Origin of the sequence: Flammeovirga sp. EKP202 (genome assembly GCF_014534745.1) — a bacterium.
Taxonomy (GTDB): domain Bacteria; phylum Bacteroidota; class Bacteroidia; order Cytophagales; family Flammeovirgaceae; genus Flammeovirga.
This window is the reverse complement of sequence record NZ_JACVVP010000044.1, coordinates 29222-55930: the sequence shown is the minus strand read 5'-3', so window position 1 is coordinate 55930 and position 26709 is coordinate 29222. Positions and strand designations below refer to the sequence as shown.

Sequence of the window (26709 nt, the reverse complement as noted above, 5' to 3'; positions counted from 1 at the left end):
AAAAGCGTTAAGAATTTCATGTATTGAGCCGTTAAAAATGATTTTTCATGTTTGAGCAAAGCGACTTTAAAATTATTTAGGCGAGAGGAATGAAATTTAGCTTTTGACTTCAAAGCCTAGATTTTTTCTTTTTTATCAATCATAATTTCTCCTCAAAAGAGTTATCTATTATTTGATGCTAAACAGGTTTTTTTATCTCACTTTTAAGCCATTAGATACTCTAAAAAAATCTCCTAAAACCACATAACCAATCTAATTTGAGTGAGAGACTTACATTGAGGAAGGAAAATCTTAATGTTTGATACTTAACAATCATTACATTTTTATTATGTTTAAAGTGAAACAAAAATTAAAAAAAGGTAGTTTATATAATCAGAAGTTAGATGAATGCACTTAGTAAAAAAGTGATAAAAAAAATTGAGAGAGTTAAGTTCATAAACACCCTTGGGATGCTGTCCTTAGGGTGTTTTTTTATGCACAAATAGAAGAACAGCATAGACTTTTAAATTGCATTTTGCACTTCTCAAAGAATTTGAATGGAGAATAAAAACCTATTGGAATAAAAAAGAGGAAGAAAATAGATTTTTTTGAGGTAGTGATTTAAAGTATTTAGACTTTTACTTGTTCAGTTTTTGAATAGGGAGTTTAGTATCAAAATCATATAAAAGTAGCATTTGAGGAGTAAATTCAGTTCAAAATACAGTTTTTGTCTAGTTTTTTATTTGAAAGTCTAGTGATTTTTCCCGTTTTGCGAAATGCCTCTTGTTCAGTAATAAGATGAGGTATACAGTTTTTGTCTAGTCTGAAAAATTGATTCCAAAAACCGAAGTGTCCATATTTGTTGACGTAGATACTACACTTGTGGTGCCCACTTAAAAATCAAGTGAACGCGAAACCAAACACCACAAGTGTTTATTTACAATTCTGATAAGCATTAAAAAAAAAGAGCCTACCAACTTAGACGGCAATCTTAAATTGTGGTAGACTCATGAAATGAAATTATGTTCAACTTCTAACTGCAATATGAATGAAATATTATTAAATCTCTAATCTAGCTTAGATTATTTATAGTAAGGAAAACGATGTTTCGAAATCAGTTAATGATAACATTGAGTAAACTAATTTGATCGATTCATTACTGATTGAGAATTTATACCATTTTTCGTAATACTATAAATAACTATCCATCTTACTTTTAAAGTAATGACCCTTTTATTCAAAGAGGTTTTTTAATATTTCATCCCTATTGCTTTTATTATAAAGAGATAAATAACACACCCACTTTCTATCCTATTGCTTGTTGTTATTAAAATAATTTACGATCTATTTTCAGTTTATTGATATGAGAAAAGTACTCTTAGTGGCAGCGGCCATAATGATGTATCTTAATGTTTCAGCACAAGACTGGAGCGGAATAGCAGTACCTGCCAATGCAGGTGCAGGAAATATTTGGGAATTACAGGATAATGTATCGGATGATTTTAACTATACTTTTAACCCTGTCAACGCTAAAACAAACTTTGGTGATGGAAAGTGGTATAATTTCTATCATAACGCTTGGGATGGTCCGGGTACAACGTATTGGAAATACCAGAATGTATCCGTACGAGATGGTAGTTTGTTTATTAACTCTTCAAGATGGGATCAAAACAATCAAGCGAATCCTTGGAATGGAAATTCTCCCAAAATGGAAAAACCCGATAATGGCGTCAATGCAGGTTGTGTAACTTCCAATGGTAGAGTACAATACCCTGTTTATGTTGAATCAGCGATCAGTGTGGCAAACATCAGTTTAGCTTCTTGCTTCTGGTTATTAAGCCCTGATGATACACAAGAAATTGATATCATTGAAAATTATGGAGGAGTAAATGGGTTCAAACATCTTACGCATATTTCTCATCACTCTTTCATCAGAAATCCGTTTCATGACTATCAGCCAAGAGATTGGAACAGTTGGTGGCCCGACAGTAGAGTAAGTGCTTCTTACGGCTGGGGTGATTGGGCTTGGAATGATGGTGATAGAAGGTATTTGAGGTTAGGTGTATATTGGAAAACACCAAATCATTTTGAATACTACATAGATGGAGAATTAGTAAGGGTAATGTACCATAATGCGATAGCAACGTTGATGAATGGAACTTGGGAATATACTTATTATGATGATCAACATCCTGCAAATACGGAGGATTCATGGGGAAATAATGTTGGTGGAATGCCAAAAAATGGTTCAAATGGCTATTCAAAAGTGACTGTATATGCTACAAGTGCTAATTTCTCGATGAATACTTTACAAGAAGCAAGTGATAATTCAAATGGTATTAATGTGATTGATCCAGGTGAATACCAAAATGGAAATGGTTTTACGAAAGAAATGGACATTATTATTAATGTAGAATCTCAAAGTTGGTTAGTCAGTAGGGGAGAAACACCACCGGATGCAGACTTAGCAGACCCTGCCAAAAATACAATGGAAGTAGATTGGGTTAGGGTTTACAAGCCAATACCTTCTGAAAATGCAGTTGCTGTTGAGAGTGTTTCTATCACTCCTTCGACAATGACATTAGAAATAGGAGCAAAAGGTAACCTTCAAGGACAAGTGATACCTGAAAATGCTACAGATAAATCAATAACATTTACTTCAAGTGATGAAAATGTAGCTAGGGTAGACCAATCTGGACGAGTAACCGCAGTAAGTAAGGGAACGGCTGTCATCACGGTAACTACAACAGATGGTGGTCATACAGCGACATCAACAATCACTGTAAATGCTTTATCAGCACCACCTATTCAAGGAGAAACTTTTGAAATAGAAGCAGAATCATTCGAAGAAACGGGAGGTACTTTCAACGATGGACACGTTCCATTAGGAATGAATAGAGGAACAGGAGGCGTTAATTATGTCAATTCTGGAGACTGGGCAGAGTACACAATCAATGTTTCAGGAACTTATACCGTAGAATATATGATTTCTACGCCATCGACTTCAGATACAGAGGTCAGCTTGGTGTTGGATGGAACGACGGTTTGCACAACGGCAGTTCCAAATAATGGAAGTTGGGATGATTATACCGCACTTTCGGGTAGTGAACCGATCACATTTTCTGGTTTTCATACTTTAAGACTTGTGGCTTCTGGTGGAAATGATTGGCAATGGAATTTAGATAAACTCATATTTATTCCTGTCCATACAGTGACACCTCCACCTACAACAACTCCATTTGACTTTACAATTGAGGCAGAAGATTTTACTTCTACAGGGGGAACTTATGATGATTCATTTGTTCCTTTTGGAGTAGGAAAAATAGAAAGTGTAGGTATTAACTACGTCAATGCAGGAGACTGGGCGGAGTATAATGTCAATGTAGAACGTTCGGGAGAATATTCAGTCGAGTATTTTATTACAACACCAATGTTGACAGGAACTGAGATTCAATTGCTAGTAGATGGAACTGAAGTCACAAAGGATGAAGTTCCTTCGAATGAAAGCTGGACGAATTATCAGTCATTAAAGGCAAGTTCTTCATTTAATCTTACAGCAGGAGATCATACGTTTAGGGTGGTAGCCTCTGGAGATAATGATTGGCAATGGAACTTAGATAAAATGAATTTTGCAGCGAGTAGTAAAGATCGTGAAATCATTTCTTCAGTAGATGACAATTTTCAGAAAATAAAATCATATCCTAATCCATCAACTGGTGGCCTATTTGTGGAAGGGTTAACAGCAGGGAAGTATACTGTTGCGATCTATAACTTGAATGGTGCAAATGTTTACCAATCAGAAATAGATTTTAACTACAAACATCAATTTGATTTAAGTGTACTTCCAAAAGGTATTTACTTCATTACTTTCACGGGAAAAAATCAAACGAATAAGATTAAGGTGGCACTTACGAACTAAGTAGTACCCAGGCAACATAGGGACAGATTCAGTTGGCCAAGGTATATACGTACTTAAATTATATAAAGTAACTTCAAAAACGGAGCTGAATTTTTCAGCTTCGTTTTTTTATAAGCAATGGAAATTATACTGTAAACTAAATTATCGTCAACTTTCAATCAGTCTTTCTGCCAGCATTTATAGGATCAACTTTCAAACCTCCTTCTTCTTCATTTTGTCTTGAAACAAAAACGAAGCAAAAAATTCAAGGCTTTGAAGTCAAAAGCTAAATTCCATTCCTCTCGCCTAAATGATTTTAAACTCGCTAAAGCTCAAACAAGAAAATCATTTTTAACGGCTCAATTCACGAAATTCTTAACGCTTTTCCCTTCAAGGCCGAGGGAAGTACTACTAAATGATTGTCTCGTTACATGTCAAAAGACAAAGGTTTTATAATAATCTTCTAAAATGCAGTTCTGTAGGGGCGTTGCATTGCAACGTCCTCGCGAACCACAATACACTACCATTAATTCTTCATAAAAGGAGTTGTATTAATTAACGAAATTGTAGTTTATAATGCAGTAAACCTATTGTAAATCCCTCTTACCTCTTTTTGAATAAACCAAGGTAAGTGTTCTACTATGATTGTTTTTTTAGGATTACTTTTATGATAAATCAAGGTGTATTCAGTGTTTTGAGGAGGATGAAAAATAAATCTAGAGGTTTCAAGAATACATCCATTTTTAGTGATATAAGACAAGGTCATGCGATTTGTTAGTAGTTTTTGATGGAGTAATGAATAATCATCCTTTTTGAGAATAGCCCTTGTAATTTCGCCATTACTTAGAATATTAATTCTGTTATTCCCAATCCAAAAATTTAAGAATAGGAATATGGCTACTACAAATAACAAGGCGATGGAGAAAAGGTCTCTATCAGAATGACTCATTCCGATGATCCGATTAATATGAGGCTTCGATTTTTGGTACTCTACCACTACTTGATCTCCTTCTGCATAATGGTCACCCCCCTGAAAAGAAGTCCAATTAAAATCTCCCGTTTTAGAGTGAAAAACATAGTTATATTGGTAAACAGGCTCGCCATTTATTTTTATGTTGGTATAAAGTACATTGATAATTTCACCATTGCTTCTTTCTAAATTATGATCCTTCATGTGAGCCAAAGTTTTAATATCAAAGGATTGTAACGTAAAGAAAGAGGTAAAGAAAGCTGCCAGAAATGATACTATTGCTATTACACCATACATACCATTGAGGGATAACACCATCTTGGTACTGATAGGTATTCGAGAGTCCATTATTAGTTTAATTAGTCATTTTGATACGTTTGTAACACACAAATCTATAGACTTTTCTACACTTTCACAAGCTAATATGTACAGGCTCCACTTTCATTTTATAAAGTGTTATTATAACAAAGTCCCTCAGTCATTGATTAAAATGAAAGAGGGACTTCAAAAATATTTTTATTTTAAAAAAGTGAGCTTACTGCACTTTTTCGATATATAAAACACCTTCCTTTGGCTGACCACCAGTACCTTGTTGTAGTACGTAGTCGCCGTTTCCGTTAGACACTAATCTTAAGCTACCATCCATATCCAACTTAAGGATATATTTAGTGTTAGTAGCTAATGCAGAATCATATTCTACATCAAAAGATAACTCTTTGTGTGCTACTTTTAAATTAGCAGGAGTGTCCGAACCTGTTTCGATCACATAGCTGTCCTCGTTTTTATCTAATCCAAGAATAGCACTTTCTACTTCACCAATAGGAAGTGTTTCATCTGACCAGATAAGTGTGTCTTTACTTTCAAAATGAAGCAAGTCTACATAGCCTTTTCCTTCTTCTTTGTTGAAAGTCACCGTTTGACCACCTACTTGTACTGTAAGTGTAGCCACTGATACCACTACTCAGTCAACGCCGGGGATATCCCTTGCAGTAGTTCTTGTGTTAGAATCTGAAATACCTCCAGATCTTAAGCTTACATCAGCTTTTGATGAGGCAGTAGAATTATCATCATCATTGTTACATCCGCCAAAGCAAAGTGCTCCAGCTAGTAGTGAGTAAAGTAAAAATTTTGTTTTCATAATCGTAATTTATCGTTTTTACAGTCCTGCAAATATGACAGTTTTCTAAGCATTTCAGACAAACTGTTGTATTAAATTAAATCAAAAAAATCTAACGGAGGTGTTAATTATGCCGTTTTCCTCACATCATCAGCCCATGAATTAATTCATGAGCTGATGATGAGGGATTAATAAATCACCGAAATACCGCTATCCTTTCTAAACTTCTCACCAGGATACAATTCACTTTCATAAGTTAATGTATACACATAATCACCAATCGATACCTTACGACCTCTATACGTACCATCCCAACCTTTTTTAGGATCTTTGAGTTCATATTCATCCGCATATTCTCTGTAGAAAATAATTTCTCCCCAACGGTTATAAATCGTCAAAGTGATATTGAATAAATCGGAGGCTTCAATGTAGAAAGTGTCGTTCAAGCCATCACCGTTTGGCGTAAAGCCTGTTGGCGCTGAAATTCTTGGAGGACATAATTCTACGACATTGATTTCGTATTCTTCAAAACATGCTGTTTCTCTAGAAGTATCCATGATTTTTACAGCATAAACGCCTTCTTCACCTCTTGTTACTGTTGGCGTTGTTTCTTCTGTATCTTCCCATACCACAACAACATTTGGATCATTAGTGGCTACTAATTCAATTCTTGCATCATCTTCAAAACAGAATGTGGTATCTGATGGAAGAAGCGTACCTGGAATTGGATCTCTATTGACTGTAATACTATGCGTATAGGTACATGGATCAGCATTCGGATCACTTTGTACAAGTAAGGTATAAGAGAATGTACCTGCTTCAGTGACTACAATAGAAGAGGTAGTTTCACCCGTACTCCACTCAATACCTTTTACTACAGCAGGATCATCTATGATGGTTGAAAGGGTCACTTCTGCAAAATCACAAGCTTCTATAATAGAGCTTCCTGATCCGTTTGGAAGAACGACCACTTCAATAGAATCTGTTTTGAAACAGCCTAATTGATTGAAACACTTCACTCCGTATTTCTGTGATTCAGTAGGAGTAACATTGATCGTTGAAGTTGTTTCTCCTGTAGACCATTCCCATGATTCACCCCCTGAGATACTAAGTGTGGCAGTTTCTCCTTCACATATGTAGACTAATGGATCAAATGTAGTTTCAGGAAGACCTATAACATCGATTTCCTTGATCATTACGTCTTGACAACCTGAACTGTTGGTGATTACTAAGGCAATTTGATAATTACCTGTTTGAGGATAACTGTAATTGATCGATGAATTACTTCCTTGAGAGATCGTATTGTTTCCACCATAATCCATATACCATTCCCAAGTGATTTCTCCATCAGGATTTCCTGCTGTTGAACCATTATTGTTCGCTTCAAATTCTTGATCCAAACAGATCAGATCAGGAATGTTGAAATTAGCGACAGGGCTTGGGTAAATAGTGATTGATTCAGAATAAATATTACTTGTACACCCAAGTGCTGATGTGATTCTCAATGCGATGGTATACGTGCCTTCTCCTTCATAAACTTTATCCATTGTTGAAAGGGTAGAAGAAGAATCAGCTGAGAAAGTACCATTGTAATTGAAATCCCATTCGTAAGTATTTTCTCCGTTTGGAATACCAGAAGTTGAAGCATCCAATGTCAATACTTGTTGAGCACAACCCACCGGATTTTGAATAGTAAAATTCGAAGTTGGTGTTCTTTGGAAATGTACTTTTGCGGTATCAATACCCGGACAAACATCTGGAACCAATTTGTTGACTGTCGTTAAAACAACGTCTGCGTAAATATCATATACATCGCTATCAAATACAGGAGAGTGAACGTTAATGCTGTATTGATTCACACCATCATTGGACAGTTGACCACCTACAACATTTAAAAATTCCCAACTGTATTCAATGTTACTTTGCTCGTCATACGATGATTGAATTGAAATCGTTTCTGCTTCACACACTGCCAAAGTATCTGTAGGAAGACCTACTATAGGTGAACGGTGAATGGTAAAACTGAAAGTCTTTGTACTTCCTGCATTGCTACAAGTTTCATTTACTTTATTGGTTACCGTAAGTGTCACATCAAAATTGATCTGCTGAGTATTGACATTATTATAATCCGTATCCTCAAGCGTGATCGATAAATTTTGACCAGTAAAGCTTTGCACTAAACCTTGAATTCTTATCGATCCATCCGCTGAAGTTCCCACCAATGAAGCAACATCCAAATTCCACTCATAATTATAATCTTCTGAGAAATCATCATCTCCGAAAGGCATAAGAACGACAGGAACCGCCGAACAGCCCTCTGCTTCTGCATCAGGAATCGTGATTTCAGGTATACGAGTAAATTGAACTACAACCTCTTGAGTACTTTCACAACTGCTGTAAAGTGAATTACTTGTGATAAGGTTGAAAGTCACCGTGATCAAGCCAGATGAAGCTTCAAAATCATCTTTCGTCATCTGTAGATTGGTCAGTGTATTTGAAGTCGAATTGTTGTAGGCATTGATTTTATTGATACCCGATGCACTTGCCCCATCAATAGAAGCAACTTCCCATCGGATATTAAATACGCCTGCATCAGAAGAAATTCCTTCAATTGTATTGATTTCATCTTGACAGAATACCAACGTATCACTATTGGTAAATACAGGAGCTCTATAAAGATTGATATTGACGGTTTGACTTCTTTCGTCACAAGAACCTGTTTGATTGATAGTCAACGTACCTGTAATAGCATAACTGTTATTATCAAAAGTGATGTCTTGTAAAGTAAGTCCAGCGTTATTATTTCCTGTTGGAACTAATGTAAATGAACCGCCAGTGACAGATGAAGTCCAAGTATGATCGATAGACGCTAGTTCTTCATCGTTGGAAGTATAAAGTTCAAGATCTTCTAAACCATCCACACAATTTTCATAATCCCTGATGTTTGAAAGGTCTATACTTCTTCTAATTGTTATGGTGAAGGTCTGAATGATATTATTACAACTTCCGGTCGTATTTAATGTCACCGAACCTGTAATGACATCACTTCCTTCATCAAAATTAATTGCAGAAACATCCAACCCACTTCCTTGATTTCCTTTTGTTGATAAATCAAAAGAACCTCCTGTTGTTCCATCCAAAAGAATCCAAGTGTAAGTCCAAGATGGAAGGTTTTCACTATTCCCTGCCCATAATTCTAAGGTGCTACCGTCTTCATCAAAAGCACACAACTCATTCAAATCAATAGAAGCTACATCTACAGATCTATTAATTGTCAGAGGAATGGTGTCAGGAGTCGCATCACATGAGTTGTTGACTGTGAGTACAATGTCAGCTGTGATATTAGTTTGATCCATATCAAAAATAACTTGATCTAATACCAACTGAGAATTATTGTTGCCACTTTGTGTAAAGGATGGAATCTGTCCGCCATTGATATTGATGATTTGATAGTTGAAAACCATATTGTCAATCGCAAATTCATTCTCTTCAATTGCTTCAACATTAGTAGCATTGTTGGTCAAACATAAATCTACTCCTGTCAATGTCGTTTGATCGGCTACTCTTTGAATTGTCACTGCGATGATCTTCTCATCCAGTGAACAACCTGATTCATTAAATACCCTTACATTGGCTTGAATCTCATCAGATGTGTCATCAAACTGAATAGCATTCAAGATCAGTCCTGAATCATCAGCACCACTTGTTTCTAAGGTAAAACTACCACCATTTAGTGAACCTGTAACGATTTCATAATCAAAAGTGATATTGTTGATTTGTTCTGTTTGAGGATCGATTACCGTAATGCCAGTGCTATTGTCTACCAAACATTCATCAATTGTATCAGGGAATAATGAGAAATCGATCTGTCTATTGATCGTCACATCAAATGAAGTGTTGCTTCCTTGACAAGCATTGCTTAATGTGACATTGACAGTGAATGTAATTACATCAGATCCCTCATCAAAAGTGACTGTTTGAAGATTTACACCTGAATTATTATTTCCATAAGCTTCCAAAGTTGCTGTACCACCCGTCAAGGTTGATGCATCAATCGTCCAAGAATAATCGATCGTGCCCCAAGTTTCTGTAGAGGCTGTAATCAATGTTTCGTCTGTCGAATTTTGAATTAAACAACGTACTTGATTACTGATCACCGACAAGTCAGGAATTCTATTGATGGTAATCGGAATTACTCTTGAGGCAGTATTACAACTTCCTGTAACGTCCAATGTGATTTCAGCATTGATCACTAAAGAGTTGGCATCAAATGTAATGTTATTCGCCAGCAATCTAGAATTATTGTTGCCATCAGAAGAAACTGTAAAGCTACCTCCGTTGGTGATCGTAAGGTTTGTCCAATTATAAGTATAACCGGTAATAGTCTCCGTTGATTCTGGATTTAAGATTTGTGCAGTGCTTCCTTGGATCACACAAAGTTCATTGAGTGTGATACTTTGGAGGTCTACATTTCTTCTAATCGTAATCGGAAGGGTTTGAGTAGCATCATTACAGCTTCCTGTTAATGTCAAGTTTACTGAAGCCGTGATTTCGTTGCTTCCTTCATCAAAGTTGATTGCCGATGCATCAAGACTGCTATTTTGATTTCCTTTTGGAGCGATAGTAAATGAACCACCTGTCATGGTACTCGGTAGCAAAGTCCAAGTATATGACCATGAAGGAAGGTTTTCTGTGCTTTCCGCGTATAACTCCATTGTGCTTCCATCTTCATCAGTAGCACAAAGTTCATTGAGTGTGATCGACGATAAATCTACCGTTCTTTCAATGTTCAATGGAATAGTATAAGGAGTCGCATCACAAGAGTTGTTGACTGTGAGTACGATGTCAGCAGTGATGTTTGTTTGATCTGCATTAAAAATCACTTGATCTAATACTAACTGAGAATTGTTGTTGCCATTTTGAGTAAATGAAGGAATCTGTCCACCGATTACATTGATAATCTGATAACTGTAAACCATGTTGTCAATCGCAAACTCATTTTCAGCAATAGCTTCAGTATTTGTTGCATTATTTTCTACGCATAAATTCACTTCTGTTAATGTCGTTTGATCAGCCATTCTTCGGATCGTCACCGCAATAGTTTTATCATCCAATGAACAACCTGCTTCATTAAATACTCTTACATTGGCTTGAATCTGATCAGAAGTATTGTCAAACTGAATGTCATTCAAGATCAATCCTGAGTTGTCAGTACCGCTCGTTTCTAAAGTAAAGCTACCGCCATTTAATGATGCAGTGACGATTTCATAATCAAAAGTGATGTTATTGATTTGTTCCGTTTGAGGATCGATTACCGTAATGCCTGTACTATTATCAACTAAACATTCTTCTATGGTATCAGGGAATAGTGAGAAGTCAACTTGTCTGTTGATCGTCACATCAAATGAAGTAGTGCTCCCTTGACAAGCATTGCTTAATGAAACATCAACAGTGAAGGTGATTTCATCAGAATTGGTATCAAAAGTGACTGTTTGAAGTCTTACACCTGAATTATTATTTCCATAGGCTTGTAAAGTCGCCGAACCTCCTGTTAAAGTCGAAGCATCAATCGTCCAAGTATAATCGATTGTTCCTAAGGTCTCTGTTGATGCAGTCACCAAAATCTCGTCAGTGGTATTTTGAACCAAACAAAGGAATTGATTACTGATGCTCGAAAGGTCAGGAATTCTATTAATAGTAATCGGAATTGTTCTTGAAGCAGTATTACAGCTACCTGTAACATCCAATGTGATTTCTGCATTAATGACTAAAGAGTTGGCATCAAATGTAATATCATTAGCCAATAATCTTGAATTATTATTTCCATCAGATGATACTGTAAAACTTCCTCCACTTATGATATTAAGGTTAGTCCAATTGTAAGCATAACCATCAAGTGTTTCAGTAGATTCAGCATTCAAGATCTGCAATGTACTTCCTTGTACCACACAAAGTTCGTTGAGCGTGATCGCATCTAAATCGATTTCTCTGTTGATGGTAAATGGAAGTGTGATCGATTGATCATTACATGATGTCGATGTAATAATTAAAGTAACATTACCTGTGATGGTTTTTTGGTTGGCATCGAAATTAATATTCTCAGCCATTAATGCTTCGTTACTCTGAGTAGTAGTTGCACTTAATGTCAATGAACCACCACTAACTGAACCTTCAATTAAAGCCCATTCAAAAGTCCAATCTGCAAGTGTTTCTGAAAGTCCATTGAATAAAGTTGCTGTACCATTACCTGATGTTGCACAAGCTGTATTTAAAGTGATTGAGGCGGTATTAGGAATACGATGTAAAGTAAATGGAATGTCTTTGTCACCAATCCCACAAGAGTTGGAAATATTGACTGTAACGATTCCTGAAACTGTAGCACTATTGTCATCAAATGTAATCGATGTCAGTTCCAGACCTGAGCCATCCGTATTGGCTCCTGCAAAGTCTGCAGAACCTCCCGTAAATGTCGTGTTATCATACGACCATGAATATACATAACCATCGATCTCTTCAAAAGCTTGGTTGATTAATTCAACGCCTGTTGCATTTTCATCCACACAAGTTTCTATTGAAACCACATCATTGATAGAAGGAAGTCGGTTAATGGTCACCGGAATATCTTTTGAATCAATTGCACAACCGTTAGTATTTTGTACCCTAATGACCGCATTAATTGTCGCTGAACTAGGAGTCGTTGAATCATTAAATTGAATGGCATCCAATTGTAACCCTGAAGCGTCCGTTCCTTGAGGATCTAAGCTGAATGTACCTCCACTGATAGAAACGATACTCCATGTGTAATTAAAGTTATCAACCGTTTCTGTGGCTACAGCGATTACTTCTACATCAGTGGCTTCATCCAATTGACATTCTGTGATAGAGGCAGGGAAAATACTCATGTCCACTGCACGGTCAATCTGAACGGTGAAGGACTGATTCAAGGTTTGACAAAGTCCTGTGACTTCTAAATCTACCGTAAAGGAAATGGAAGAGGAAGAAGGATCAATGCTATCATCAAAGTGAATGTCATCAAGCACCAAACCAGAATTGTTGTTGGTTGTACTTGGTACTAAAGTGACCGTTCCACCTGATAGCGTTCCAGTAGCAATACTCCAGTTGTAAGTGACACCACTTCCAAAATCTTCTGTATTTTCAATAACAATCGTTTCTCCATCGGTGTCTTGCAAGGCACAAATCACAACATCTGTCAAAGTTGTAAGATCAGGAATACGTTGGATTCTAATTTGTTTTGTCACTGTGCTGTTATCACAAGAACTGTTTACACTTAAAGTAATATCGGCTGTGATTTCTATCGAATTATTATCAAATACAACGTTGTTGACCGTCAATAAGGAGTTATTATTACCTGAAATATCCAAATCAAAAGTACCGCCATTTACAGTTGCCGTCACTACATTCCAATCGTAGCTGAATCCTGCAATATTTTCTAAAACCTCATCATGTAAAATATGTCCTGAGGAGTTTTCCGTTACGCAAAGATCATTTAATGTAACATCTGCCAATTCTACTTTTCTAGTGACATTGACAGGGATATCTTGAGTGATCACACCACAATCAGGAGTCGTAACCGTAAGAGTAACCGAACCTGTGATGATTGATTTTCCATCGTCAAACTGAATATTTTGAATTGAAAGTCCAGTGTTATTGGCTGAAGGTACTAATTCGAAATCACCATCTGTAAAGGTTCCATTTTTCGCCCAAGCGTAAGTGATTGTTGGGAAGTTATCACTAATCGGAGCAAAAATCTGAGTGGTGTTTGTATCATTATCCGTCGTACAAAGTTCAATAGAAGTATAGCTTCCTAGGTCGAAGGTTCTATTGATGGTGAAATCAATGGTTTCCGTTTTATCTGTACAGTTTGGTGTCATCTGTACTAATGTCAATTCACCAGTGATTTGTTCAGAATCAGCATCGAAGTTGACTTGATCAAATAACACTCCCGAATTAAGATTACCGTATTGTGTAATGCCTGAAATAGTACCACCCGACACATTTGAAATCGTCCATGTAGAAGTCACACCTGCAAATAGATTAAGATCTTCAGCATAACCCATTACATTAGTTTCACCCTCTTCAGCACAAACTACTTGATCTACTAGATTAGGGTCATCGGCTTCCAAGTCAATGACTACAGGAATCAATTTCTCCGTAATACCACAAGTTGTCGATAGGCCTGTGACCGTCAAACGGATTACGGCATTGATGACAGTACTACTTGCATCAAAATTGATATTGTAAAAATTAAGGTCTGACTGATCTGCTTTGGTATGATCAGTAGCAGTTGGCAATTCGAATGTACCTCCTGAAGGAGCCGTTTGGAAACTCCAATTATAAGTATATCCATTGAGTGCAGTATCATTTCCAGTATCAATCAATTGATTCATATTTACCGCATAAGAACAAAGGGAAATACTGTAGCCAGTTAGTTTTAATACATCAGGAAGAAGGTGAATAGAGAAAGGTACCGTTTGTGAAATAGTACCACATGAAGCATCTACATTATTCACTTCCAACAATAAATCTCCACTAATCAATACCTCACCGGCATCAAAAGTGATATCATCAAACTCCAACTGACTGTTATTATTTCCGCTAGGATCTAAAACAATAGTACCGTTACTGATATTATCAATACTCCAATTGAAATCATAACCGTTGATTGCTTGAGCAATTTCATTTAAAACCAATTGATCTGTATCGCCTTGATAGGCACAAAACTCAATAGGTCCTGTATGTCCTGTCAGATCAAGAACTCTATGTATTTCTACCGTAGTGTAAATCGGAGTAGGAGTACAAGAAGCATCTACATTATTTACGGTCGTTTTTAAAGTACCTTGAATGATATTTGAACTTCCTGAGAAAGTAATATTGTCGAATTCTAAACCTGAATTATTATTACCGTAACCACTTAATGTCACTGTACCTCCTGAGATAGATTCCCACTCCCATACATAAGCAAAAGTACCTACTGCAACAGCATTTGGATTGAAAACATTCACATCAGTGTCTCCATCCAATTGACATAGATTGACGGCTGTAGTACTAAGGTTATCCGGTAAACGGTTGATTGTAATAGTGAAAGAATGAGAATTTGTACCACAATTCGCATCAATACCTGCTACTGTTAAAGTAACTGTACCTATAATCTGAGTCGCTGAAGGATCAAAAGCAACATTGGTAAGGTCTAAGCCTGAATTATTCGTCCCCGTAGTTGACGTAGTAATTGTACCACCTGTAACACTGTGTGTCCAAGTATACGTATAACCTGCAATCACATCGGTTTCTGGAGAAGCTAATGTCTCTGTCACTGCACCATTTTGCAAACAGAACGATTGGTCTGTTAATCTGAAGGCATCTGGAATACGATGAACAGTGACTGTAATATCTTTTGTTGCTCCTGTACAACTATTGTCCATTCCAATTACAGTACCTCTAATTGTTGCAGTAAGCGTTGATGAACCTGTATTGAAATTAATATCATTGAGGTATAAATCAGACCCATCTGATCCTACACCAACTGCAGTAGAAGAAACCGTAGCGGTACCGCCTGTAAAATTACTGATACTCCATTGGTAAGAGTAATTGTCTACAATCTCTGTATTTAAGCCCTGTAACTGAATATTGGTGTCACCATTCAATGCACAAAGTAATTGATCGCTAATCTGCAAACCGTCAGGAAGACGGTGGATGATGTAATTAAAATCTTTGGTAGTAGCACAACCTCCTGCTGGATTATTAACCGTTAGTGTGATTGTTCCTGTGATTTCTGACTCTCCATTACCGAAGTCAACATTAATAAAGCGTAAAGCTTCACCGTCCGTTCCATAAGGATCTAAAGTAATAGTACTTCCGTTACTTGGAGCTACTTTTTCTGTCCAAGTGAAGGTCATATTTGGATAATCTTCCGTTGATGTACCCACGACATCTACACTAGTAGTTCCTTTCAGAATACAAGTTTCAAAGTCCGTAAGGTTGGCAAATATATCAGGGATTCTATAGACGTTGACCGGAATACTCACTGTGTTTCCACAACTTGCGTCCAAACCAACAACCTCCAAATCTAATGTGGCTGTAATGACTTCTGAATTGGCATTAAAAGTAATAGAAGTGAAATCTACTCCGCTATCATTATTGCCGTTAGTCGTCATTCCCATTGTACCACCTGAATTCACGGTAAGTGTCCAATCAAAAGTATAGCCTGCAAAGAAATCCGTATTGGCAGTGACTGCTGTAATTGAAGCTAAACCATTTTCAGCACATAAATCAATGGCTGACAGTGCGAGTTGATCTGGTTTTCTATAGATCACAAATGGAATACTATTCGTTACCCTACCACATTGCGGTAAAGTCACTTCCACATCAATAGTACCACTGATCGTTGTATTATTTCCATTAAAATCGATAGAAGTAAATACTAAACCTGAATTATCACTACCATTTTGAGAAGTAGTAATTACACCGTCAGTGGTATTGACTGTATAGCTGTAAGTTGCTCCTGTGATCACATCAGTTGCAGCATTTGCAGTAATGGCTTGAACATTGGTTTCTAAGTCAAAAGCACAAAGTGCAATATTGCTTTGGTTGATGATATCTGGAATTCTATTGATCGTAACAGGGATAGTATGCGTCACTAATCCACAAGAAGCCGTTTGTACTTCTACATCAACGTCGGCAGTGACAGTTTCTTGATTATCATTGAATGTCACATTCGTCAACTTAAAACCAGTGTCTTGATTACCGAAAGCTGTTCCTGTCAGTGTACCGTTTGTAATGTTGTTAATAGACCACGTATAAGTATATCCAGTCAGTACATCCAGGATTTCAGGTGATACTTCTTGATCAATTGCTCCTTCTACAAAACAATACGTTTGAGCACCTATAGTTGTGACTTGAGGTGTTCTATCTAAGGTTACTGTAAAATCTACCGAAGAGGCATTACAACTTCCGTCTACATTTGTTACAGATGCTCTAATTGTAGCTGTGATCTGAGATTGATTGGTATTGAATGCAATATTGCTTACTGATAAACCTGAATTGTCAGTCGCATTAATTCCACTAAAATCAGCGGTACCGTTGTTGATACTTAAGAGTTGCCAAGTGTAATTGAAATCTGAAACGATTTCCGTATTGGCAGGGATAAGCACCACATTATTTTGACCATTGGTCACACAAGCTTGAGGAGTCGTAAATTGTAAACCATCCGGAATTCTATAGATCGTATAGTTTAAAGTCTGAGTAGTTGCCGTACAACCTGCCCCAGCTCCGGTCACTGTTACTTCTATACTACCATTGATCACTGAAGATCCGTTATCAAAATCAACGTCATCTAAACGTAATCCACTAAAGTCGTTTCCTGTTTTCGTTAGGGTAGTCGTACCACCTGTTTCTGTTTTATTGATCCAATCGTATTCGATAGTTGGGAAATCCTCAGTGTAAGGTGTCACGACAAAAATACCAGGAGTCGCAAGGTCCAATTGACAAGTGGTGAAATCCGTAAGATTCGCTAAAACATCAGGGTTTCTATCAATTGTTACTGGAATCGACATTGTGTTGCCACAATCAGATGCTAGTCCATTAATGACTAAATCGAGGGTCGTAGTGATTTGCTGTGAATTCGGATCAAAAACGACATCTTGGAAACGAACTCCACTATCATTATTTCCATAAATGATTGGCGTAGTATTTCCACCGTTAATTGTACCAATAGTCCAATTGAAATCATATCCACTAAAATTATCATTATGTGCAGTGATGATTTCTATTAAAGATTCATTTTGAGTCGCACACAATTCAACTGAAGTAATATCCAACACACTCGGTCTTCTATAAATCGTAAAAGGAATATCAGTTGTTGTCGCTCCACAAATCGATCCTGTGACTTGAAGGTGGACAAAACCAGTAAGTGATGTATTGGAACCGTTGAAAGTGACATTATTAAAATCAAGCCCTGATTGATCTAAGTTGGTGGTTGGAGATAAAGTAAGTGAACCTAATGAAGGATCATCTAAAGTATAGCTCCAATTATACGTTTGCCCATTGACCACATCTTGAGGATCATTGGCAGGGATCACATTATAACTTCCATTCTGATCCGCACAAAGGACAATTGAAGTCAAACCTTGTGCAGAAGGTAAGCTATTGATTGTAATATTAATTTCTACAAATGAGTCTCCACATGTAGGATCCAAGCCCGTAATATCCAATCGGGCAACACCTGTAATTGTCTCTTCTTTATTATTAAAAGCAACATTGTCAATCGTGAATCCTGTACCATTCGCACTTGGAACAATATCATAATCACCATTTGAAGGAGTACCTACCTTACTCCATGTATAAGTATATCCATTAATAGGAGAAGTGTCTTCTGCTACACCCGCATTTCCAGAACTGCCATCCAATGCACAAAAAGTGATGTCTGCTTGTGATAATTGAGGAGGAGTTCTGTTGATGACTACATTATAGGATTGAGTATTACATGTAGTATTTAAACCACTAACAGTAAGGTCTAAAGTAAGGTTGATGACTGATTCATCACCATTGAAAACGATATTATCTAAACGTAAACCTGAATTATCATTCCCAAAAGCCACAAGATCCACATTGGCACCTGACGTAATCGAATTGATGGACCATTGGTAATCATAACCGTAAGCGGCTGTGTTTTCATTTGCTACTGTAAAGTTTCCACCATTTTGAAGTGAACAAAAAGGAGAAGTAACGGTTTTTAAAGCACTATTGATAAAAGTAACGACTATTTGATCTGTGTCTCCACCACAACCTCCTAATGCCCCGCTGGCTGAAATATCAAAAGTGGCTGACATTTGTAAAACATCAGTATCAAATTGTACATCCGTGACTACTAAACCACTGTTGTTCGTGCCAGAAGTATTGAAAGTAAATGAACCTCCTGTCAAATTCACTGTTCCTGAACTCGCACCACCAATATCCCAAGCGTAGGTAAATGGATCAGTCGTTTCTGCAATTACTTGTCCTAAGTTTTGACCATTGGTGGCGCAGACTTCTGTTAAAGCACCAACAGCAATTTCTGGAGTTCTGTAAAAAGTCAAGACAATAGGATCTGATGTAGCAGAAGTACCACCACAAGCAGAAGTAGCTGTAAGAGTTATCGTTGCAGTATTTGCAGTGGGTTCAAAATCTATATTTTCTACCGTGATAGGTAGATCTGTTTCTTTGTTGGTAGTAGCTTGATTGATTTGGTTGGTAAGGTCAGTAACTTTAGTAGCGGTCAACCCTGTAGTGCTTTCTAAATTCCATTGTGGATCAAAGGAAACATCAATTGGTAGATCATCAAAACCTGCATTAATGGTTTGGGTAGCAGGTGCACATTGGTCAATTGGATCCTCTAATACACTTAACCCAAAGGCTTGTGCAACATAAAATCCAACATAAATTTCTTTTACATTATAACAACCTGTAGGTACTCCAGAGTTACTTCCAGAGTTTTCACTACAGCCATCTTCCCACACTTCAATTTTTAGCTTTCCAATGGCAAAACCTCCTATCTGTTTTTTGAATTGAATCTTAACAGAGGAAGTAGTTTCTCCATTTTTAACTTCTATTTCTCCTTCAACGACCGTCATCGTCCATAAGAAATTGTAAGACTTTCCATCATTATTATAGCCATTGCCATTATACCCTGGAAGTTCATAATCCACGTTGCCGTTATTTGTTTTACCACACAGTAAAATGTCATCTAACTCGATGGGAGGTTGAGCCTTAGCATCATTAATGAACAGTAAGCTAGTAACAAAAATGACAAATATGCTTAGTAAGTATCTTTTCATAATTTTCATTAGTTCAAAAAATTAGTTTACCCATGGGGTAGAACATGGTAGTAGTTCAGCCTTACGTTTTTTCTTTTTACGATAGTCTTTATATATATCTAAATCATAGCCTAAGGATATTTCATGCGACATTGCACCCACTTGGGGAAGGCGGGTTAATGTCCAATCCATACTGTAGCCAAATTTGAATCCTTTGATTTTAGTACCAATCATCAGTATGATAGCATCATGATTGATAGATTGTGCCTCATTGTTTTTAATAAGGGGTAAGCCTCTGTACCAAAAACCAACTAATAAAGGTTCTAAATTGGCATATACTCCAAGACTTAATTGGGAATAGCCTCCCTGTTGCATAAATAAGGCCACTGGAGAAATGGACTTTCCATCATAACCTTTTACTGTTTTTCTTCTGTTGACATATTCTAACGGAATAACGTATCCACCCATCAATGAAAATTTCAGTGGATAATTCTGTTTCCCATTCATAAATGTGACGTTAGGAGAATTAATATGATGAAATGACATACCACCCCAAAAGCCTCTACCATATACAAGAACACCTGCTGAAATATCAGGAACAAAAGCATTTTCATTTAATAGTCTTTCTGCAGTTGGTCCACTAATTCCTCCTCCAGGACCAATTTGATCACTGAAGATAATGTCGTTAAAAGCTAAAGAGGACTGCATCACACCAAGTTGAAGCCCAAAATTGATTTTAAGATTTTTATTGATGCTCAAGAAATAACTGCCAATAGCTTCAACACTAGTATTGGTAAAGCTTCTATTGCCATTAATACTTGATTTATCTTGTCGGATAGTACCACCCAAAGCAATATTCTTGCTTGGAATGAATTGGTCATAGCCAACCATATAAGTTTCAAAATTGGCAGGTAAGCCCACCCATTGATTTCTATAATTTAATGTTGCCCTACCATCGTAAGTGTTCCCAGCCATAGCAGGATTCAGATAGAGGGGTGCAGCATAAAATTGAGAAAATTGAGGGTCTTGAGCTAGTGTTACCAATGGAGAAAGGGAAATTATTAATAGGATTAATAAAGTCCTAAGCTGCATGGGGTATTGCATTATTCTAATTTAAAATTATCGTCAGTACAAAAAGTCTAATGAGGTATACGATAAATTCATGCCAATAAAACATTAGAAAAATACCATTTACAAAAAAGTTCTAACAGATGTAAGTTTTACACTGAAAATGTAATAGTTATATTTTTTATTTAAATAGTAATATTATTAACTAACTATAAAGCGCTAAACATAATAAAGCATACAATGTATTAACTTTTATTAAAATGTGTGTATTGTTTATCGAATACTAAATTTACAGTTCATTACATGAACTGTAAAAATTGAATTTTACGAATAGAAAGGAATTTATAGAACTCAATACTATTTTTCTTAAAAAAACATTCGCATTGATAACTCTTGTTAAAAGAGTATTTTTATTTATTTGATAAAATAGAAAATCAACAAAAAACACATTGAAAATAAACTTCTGAAAATTAATAAACTACTTATTTTATTAAACAGTATAAACAAATATTGAGGAATATTTGAGAAGGTTTCAATTGACACTTAATCCTGTTAGTATTGCACTATGAAATGAAGCTAAAACCTAATTTTTTTCTGCAGAAACTTTTTAATGATTAGCACTGATTACACTGTAAACTAAGATTTCGATTATTTATGGTAGTTAGAAGTCGGGAGATTTCTGATGATCTACAAGACACAAATTATACTATCGCTAATATTCGTGTAAGTGGTCTTTCTATATGACTTATGTGGTCATAATGCCTTGAATGTTTATAGAAATATCAATGGATAGTTGACGGTAAATCAGTTTACAATGAAATGAAAACTTAAATCTAAATTTTTATCTAAACTTACATTTATGCTAACAAAACCAATACAATTATCAAAAGTACTGGGATTGTTTTTCTTGATGGGACTATTCTTCACGTCGAATGTTTATGCCCAAGAAAGAACAATTACAGGTATTGTCACAGATGCAAAAGATGGTAGTGTATTACCCGGAGTAAATGTCGCTATAGAAGGTACCACAATCGGTAGCATTACTGATTTTGATGGTAAATTTTCATTAATGATTGACGAATCAGATGGTCCAAAAGTACTATCATTCTCCTTTATTGGTTATATCACTCAAAGTATCAATGTAGGCTCAAAAAGTAACATTACGGTACAACTAGCAGAAGACATTGAACAGCTGGAAGAAGTTGTGGTGGTAGGTTATGGCGTCCAAAAGAAAAGTGTGGTAACGGGTGCAATTGCTTCAGTAAAATCGGAGGAAATCACTGAAACGCCAGTAGGTAACGCCGCGCAATCCTTACAAGGCCGTACACCGGGTGTCTTAGTTACGAATGTATCAGGTCAACCTGGTGCAGGGGTAGATATCCGTATTCGTGGTACAGGTTCAAATGGTCATAATAGCCCATTATTTGTAGTGGATGGAATGCAAATGGATGACATCAACTTCCTTAACCCTAATGACATTGAGTCAATGGAAGTACTAAAAGATGCTGCTTCGTCTGCGATTTACGGTTCTAGAGGTGCCAACGGTGTGGTAATGATCACCACTAAAAAAGGAAAGGCAGGGAAGTCAACTGTCACGTATGATGGTTATTATGGAGTTCAAAATGCTTGGAGAGAGTCGCCGTTATTGAATGCCCAACAATACATGACATTGCATAACCAAGGTGCGGTAAACGCAGGGCAAAGCCCTATCTTTAGTGATGCACAAATCGCTAACCCTGCACATGATACCAACTGGCAGAATGAATTATTCCAAAGTGCACCTATTCAAAACCATAGTATTTCATCTTCAGGTGGAAATGAAAATTCAAACTACTTAGCAAGTTTTGGGTATTTTGGTCAAGATGGTATTGTAGCACCTGAAAAATCACAATTTGAGCGTTATACTTTCCGTTTAAATACATCTCACAAAGTTTCCGAATCAGTAAAAGTAGGCGTAAATGCTACTTTTGTAAGAGAAGAAAGAAGAGGTATCAACGAGCACGAACAATTTGGTGGAGCTATCCAAAATGCATTATTACACGATCCTTTAACGCCAGTGTATGAGTATGACAAGAACAATGAATATAGTAGTTTCCCTGTTCGTCCTGCATACAACCCCAACCAATTCAATCCTGTAACAGGTGAAAATGGTGCTTATTATGGTATTTCAGAGAGACAATTAAGAGAGATTGTGAACCCAATGGCCAAAATTCATAATACGTATGAAAGTAACTTGTCTAATAAGTTTATTGGTAATGCATTCGTAGAAGTAAAGCCTGTAAGCATTAAAGGTTTGACCATGAAAACGGACTTCGGTGTAGATGTAGGTTCATGGGCCAACAGAGGATATAGTCCTGAGGTATATTATAACTCTGTAAATCAAGTAGCCAATAGTTCTGTCAATCAAAGTATGAACGAATACAGTACTTGGCAATGGGAAAATACTGCAATGTATGAGAAGACGATCAATGCAGATCATAAGATCTCCGTTCTTGGTGGTATGACAATGCGTCAAAGTACAGGAACTGACATGTGGGGAATGAGAAATGGTTTACAGCTTCCTGGATGGGATTATGGTTACATCGGTAATGGTGCTGATGACAATACTCAAAAAACAAATGGAGGTTTTTATGATCACCGCCTGATGTCTTTCTTTGGTAGAGTTGGTTATGATTACAAAGAGAAGTATTTATTCAGTGCTACAATGCGTTATGATGGTTCATCTAATTTTAGCCCAGCACATCAATTTGGTTTCTTCCCTTCATTACAAGCAGGATGGGTGGTATCAAACGAAGACTTCTTGAAGCATAATGAGACTGTCAACTTCTTAAAAGTAAGAGGTTCATGGGGTAAAGTAGGTAACGAAAATATTCCTCCATTTGGTTATATGTCTGCTTTTGTATCTACTCCATCATTCCCATTGGGACCTGCAGGAGTACCTCAACCAGGTTACGGAAATGTAAGAATGGGTAATCCTGATTTACGTTGGGAAGCGGCAGCAGAATTTAACTTGGGTATTGACGTGGGATTATTCAATGACATGTTACAGGCCAATATTGATTTGTATTCAAGAGAAAGACAAGACCTGTTGGGTAACAAGCCAGTGCCGGATTATACAGGTCAGGAAGATCCAATCACCAACTTAGGAACGGTAAGAAACCAAGGTATTGAATTGGCATTGACTTACCAGAATAATGAAGGAGAGTTCAAATACTCTATCACGGGTAATGTCGCTTACAATGACAACAAAGTAACAGCAGTAAACAATACAGACGGTTTTATCTTCGGTGACGGTTTACACAACACGGTTGGTAATATGGCAATGGCTACGGGGCATTCACTTCCTTTCTTTTACGGTTTCAAAACAGATGGTGTAATTCAAAACCAACAAGAAGCGGACCGCTACAATGAGATGTTTGGTACCAATGCAAAACCTGGTGATATTCGTTTTGTAGATACAAACGGTGATGGTGTAATTGATGAAAACGACCGTACTGATATCGGTACTCCAGTACACAACTGGACCTATGGTTTAACCATCCGTGCGGAGTATAAAGGGTTTGATTTCTCAATGTTCTGGCAAGGACAAGCAGGTGGTAAGATGATGAATGCATCTACACGTAGAGACTTATTAGGTGATCAAAACTATGACACGCGTTACTTGAATAGCTGGACGCCTGAAAATGGATCGAACACAATGCCAAGATTCACCCATGATGACACGAACAACAACTACTTGTGGATGAATGATATGGTTCATATTGAAGATGCTTCTTATTTAAGATTGAAAAACGTTCAAGTAGGTTATACTATACCAAGTCATATTGCAAAGAAAATTGGAACACAACGCTTGAGAGTGTATGTGTCAGGTAACAACTTACTAACATTTACTGAATACTCAGGTTTAGATCCGGAAATGGGTCACGGTGGTGCTATGGGTTCTGGATTTGATATGGGATCTTATCCACAAGCACGTTCTTATTTAGTGGGTTTAAACGTCACATTCTAATTTTAAAAAGAGCTGAAAATGAAACAATATAAATTATATATAGGAGCACTATTGATGTTGGTAATAACAGCATCATCATGTTCGAAGTTTTTAGATATTACACCTAAAGATGCACAAGATCAGGATACTATTTTCGGTAACTCTACTGGAGCAAGACAATCTTTGATGGGGATCTATGAATTACTTCGTAATGATAACCTTGATTGGCAGGCAATGCCTCAAGCCCTTACGGCAGATGTAATGTCAGATGATGTTTATACAGGAGGTGCCAATAGTACAGATATGTTAGGTTGGCAACAAATGCAACGATTTGATGCGAGAGCTGTAAGCCAACAAGGTGAAAAAACTTGGAAGAAATGTTATGTAGGTATTCAGAGAGCCAATATCTTACTTTCAAATTATGATAAAATTGAGTTTAAATCTAATGAAGAAGATATTAAATCGTTTTACGAAGGTGAAGCAATTTTTCTAAGAGCACATTACTATTTTGAGGTATTAAGACTTTTTGAAAATATTCCTTTGATCAAAGAAACTTTAGGTATTGATGATTGGGAAGATGTTGTTCAAGCTTCTCCAGAAGAAAGTTATGCTTTTGTGGCCAAAGAGATCCTAGAGGCGATTCCATTAATGTCTAATGAGCTTCCTGAAAACGAATTAGGAAGGTTGACAAAGTATGCAGCAAAAGCGGAATTATTGAAAATCTTTATGTTCTATACAGGTGTTTATAACAAGTCGACTTTACCTGTAGAAGATGGTGCTGATTTCACAATCCAAGATGCAATTAAAATGGCTGATGAGATTATCACAAATTCAGGTGCTTATCTATCTCCTTCCTATGCGGATTTATTTAATGAAAATGGAAACTACAACCCGGAAGTATTGTTCGAAATCCCATTCGCGAATACAGGAACAGGTGATTGGTCACATCACAAATTGGGGAACTACCAATGTACAATGGCTGGGCCAAGAGGCCATAACAGTGATATCCTTGCTCAAGGTTGGGGCTTTGGTGGCCCTTCAAGAGAACTAGAGGCTTTATTTACTGCTGATGATGTCAGAAAAGCATCAACAATCATGTATGCTAAAGATTTAGTAGACGAAGAGTATAGAGTTTTCACAAGCAATCCTGATAATGACCCTGCTGATTTTTCACCATCGTTAGAAGCACATTATACATTTACAGGTATGTTTACTTATAAGTATACAACACATGCTTACAGAAGAACGGATAATGGTACGCCTGAATTGAACTACGATCAAAACTACCACTATATTCGTTTGGCAGATATTTACTTAATCGGAGCAGAGCTTTACCTACAAGCTGGAAATCAAGGTAAAGCAGATGAATATGTGAATATGATTAGAAACAGAGCAGGTTTGGCTTCAAAGTCAGGTGTTACATTAGACGATATCTACCTTGAAAGAAGATTGGAGTTAGCAATGGAAGGCCACCGTTACTTTGATGTGATCCGAAGAGGAAGCGGATATGCTGATCAAGAATTAACAGTCACTAATTATGAATTGGCACCTCCAACGCATGACGATCCTATCTACATCAGAAATAATCAAAACTTAACAGGTGACGTAGGTGTCCCTTCGGATTACGAAGTACCTTTTAATTGGACACGTAAATTTTTACCCATCCCTCAAAGAGAGTTAGATCTCAATGCAGGTTTTAAACAAAACGATGGCTATTAATTTGAAAAATTGACCTTATGAAATAAAAATGAAAAGGTAATTTGATAAAGAATTGTAAAGTAGTGTGTTATACAATTCACTATTAAGACAAACATTAATTTTTAGCGATCAGTTTAGTTTTTCAAGGCTGGCTCTGTGATGGGGTCAGTCTTTTTTTAGATG

Annotated in this window: 8 protein-coding genes; 3 read left to right on the top strand and 5 right to left on the bottom strand. The window is 36.7% G+C overall.

Annotation, left to right across the window (positions count from 1 at the left end):
- Positions 1-1342: 1342 nt before the first annotated feature.
- Positions 1343-3898, top strand: a complete 2556-nt coding sequence (locus IC221_RS21905; RefSeq protein ID WP_188171006.1) for a carbohydrate-binding protein — start codon at positions 1343-1345, stop codon at positions 3896-3898.
- A 550-nt stretch (positions 3899-4448) separates the two neighbouring features.
- Here the strand turns inward: IC221_RS21905 and IC221_RS21900 are convergent.
- From IC221_RS21900 to IC221_RS21880, 5 genes are all read right to left on the bottom strand, one after another.
- Complete coding sequence (locus tag IC221_RS21900) at positions 4449-5195, bottom strand: DUF3592 domain-containing protein (protein WP_188171005.1); 747 nt, start codon at positions 5193-5195, stop codon at positions 4449-4451.
- A 187-nt stretch (positions 5196-5382) separates the two neighbouring features.
- Positions 5383-5796: a DUF4382 domain-containing protein gene (locus tag IC221_RS21895; protein ID WP_188171004.1), complete on the bottom strand. Its 414-nt coding sequence runs from the start codon at positions 5794-5796 to the stop codon at positions 5383-5385.
- Between the two features lie 12 nt (positions 5797-5808).
- Positions 5809-5985, bottom strand: a complete 177-nt coding sequence (locus tag IC221_RS21890) for a hypothetical protein (RefSeq protein ID WP_188171003.1) — start codon at positions 5983-5985, stop codon at positions 5809-5811.
- Between the two features lie 167 nt (positions 5986-6152).
- Entirely contained in the window at positions 6153-19793 is a 13641-nt protein-coding gene (locus IC221_RS21885) for a gliding motility-associated C-terminal domain-containing protein (protein ID WP_188171002.1), read from the bottom strand.
- 21 nt (positions 19794-19814) lie between these two features.
- Positions 19815-20864, bottom strand: coding sequence for a PorP/SprF family type IX secretion system membrane protein (locus IC221_RS21880; protein WP_188171001.1), 1050 nt, complete (start codon positions 20862-20864; stop codon positions 19815-19817).
- Between the two features lie 835 nt (positions 20865-21699).
- On the opposite strand from IC221_RS21880, the gene IC221_RS21875 reads away from it, so the two are divergent.
- Together IC221_RS21875 and IC221_RS21870 are read left to right on the top strand one after the other, a co-directional pair.
- Positions 21700-24849 carry a TonB-dependent receptor gene (locus IC221_RS21875; RefSeq protein ID WP_188171000.1) on the top strand — a complete coding sequence of 1050 codons (3150 nt, stop codon included), beginning with the start codon at positions 21700-21702 and terminating at the stop codon, positions 24847-24849.
- A gap of 18 nt (positions 24850-24867) precedes the next feature.
- A complete protein-coding gene (locus IC221_RS21870) occupies positions 24868-26547 on the top strand; it encodes a RagB/SusD family nutrient uptake outer membrane protein (RefSeq protein ID WP_188170999.1) in 1680 nt (559 codons plus the stop codon).
- Positions 26548-26709 lie beyond the last annotated feature (162 nt).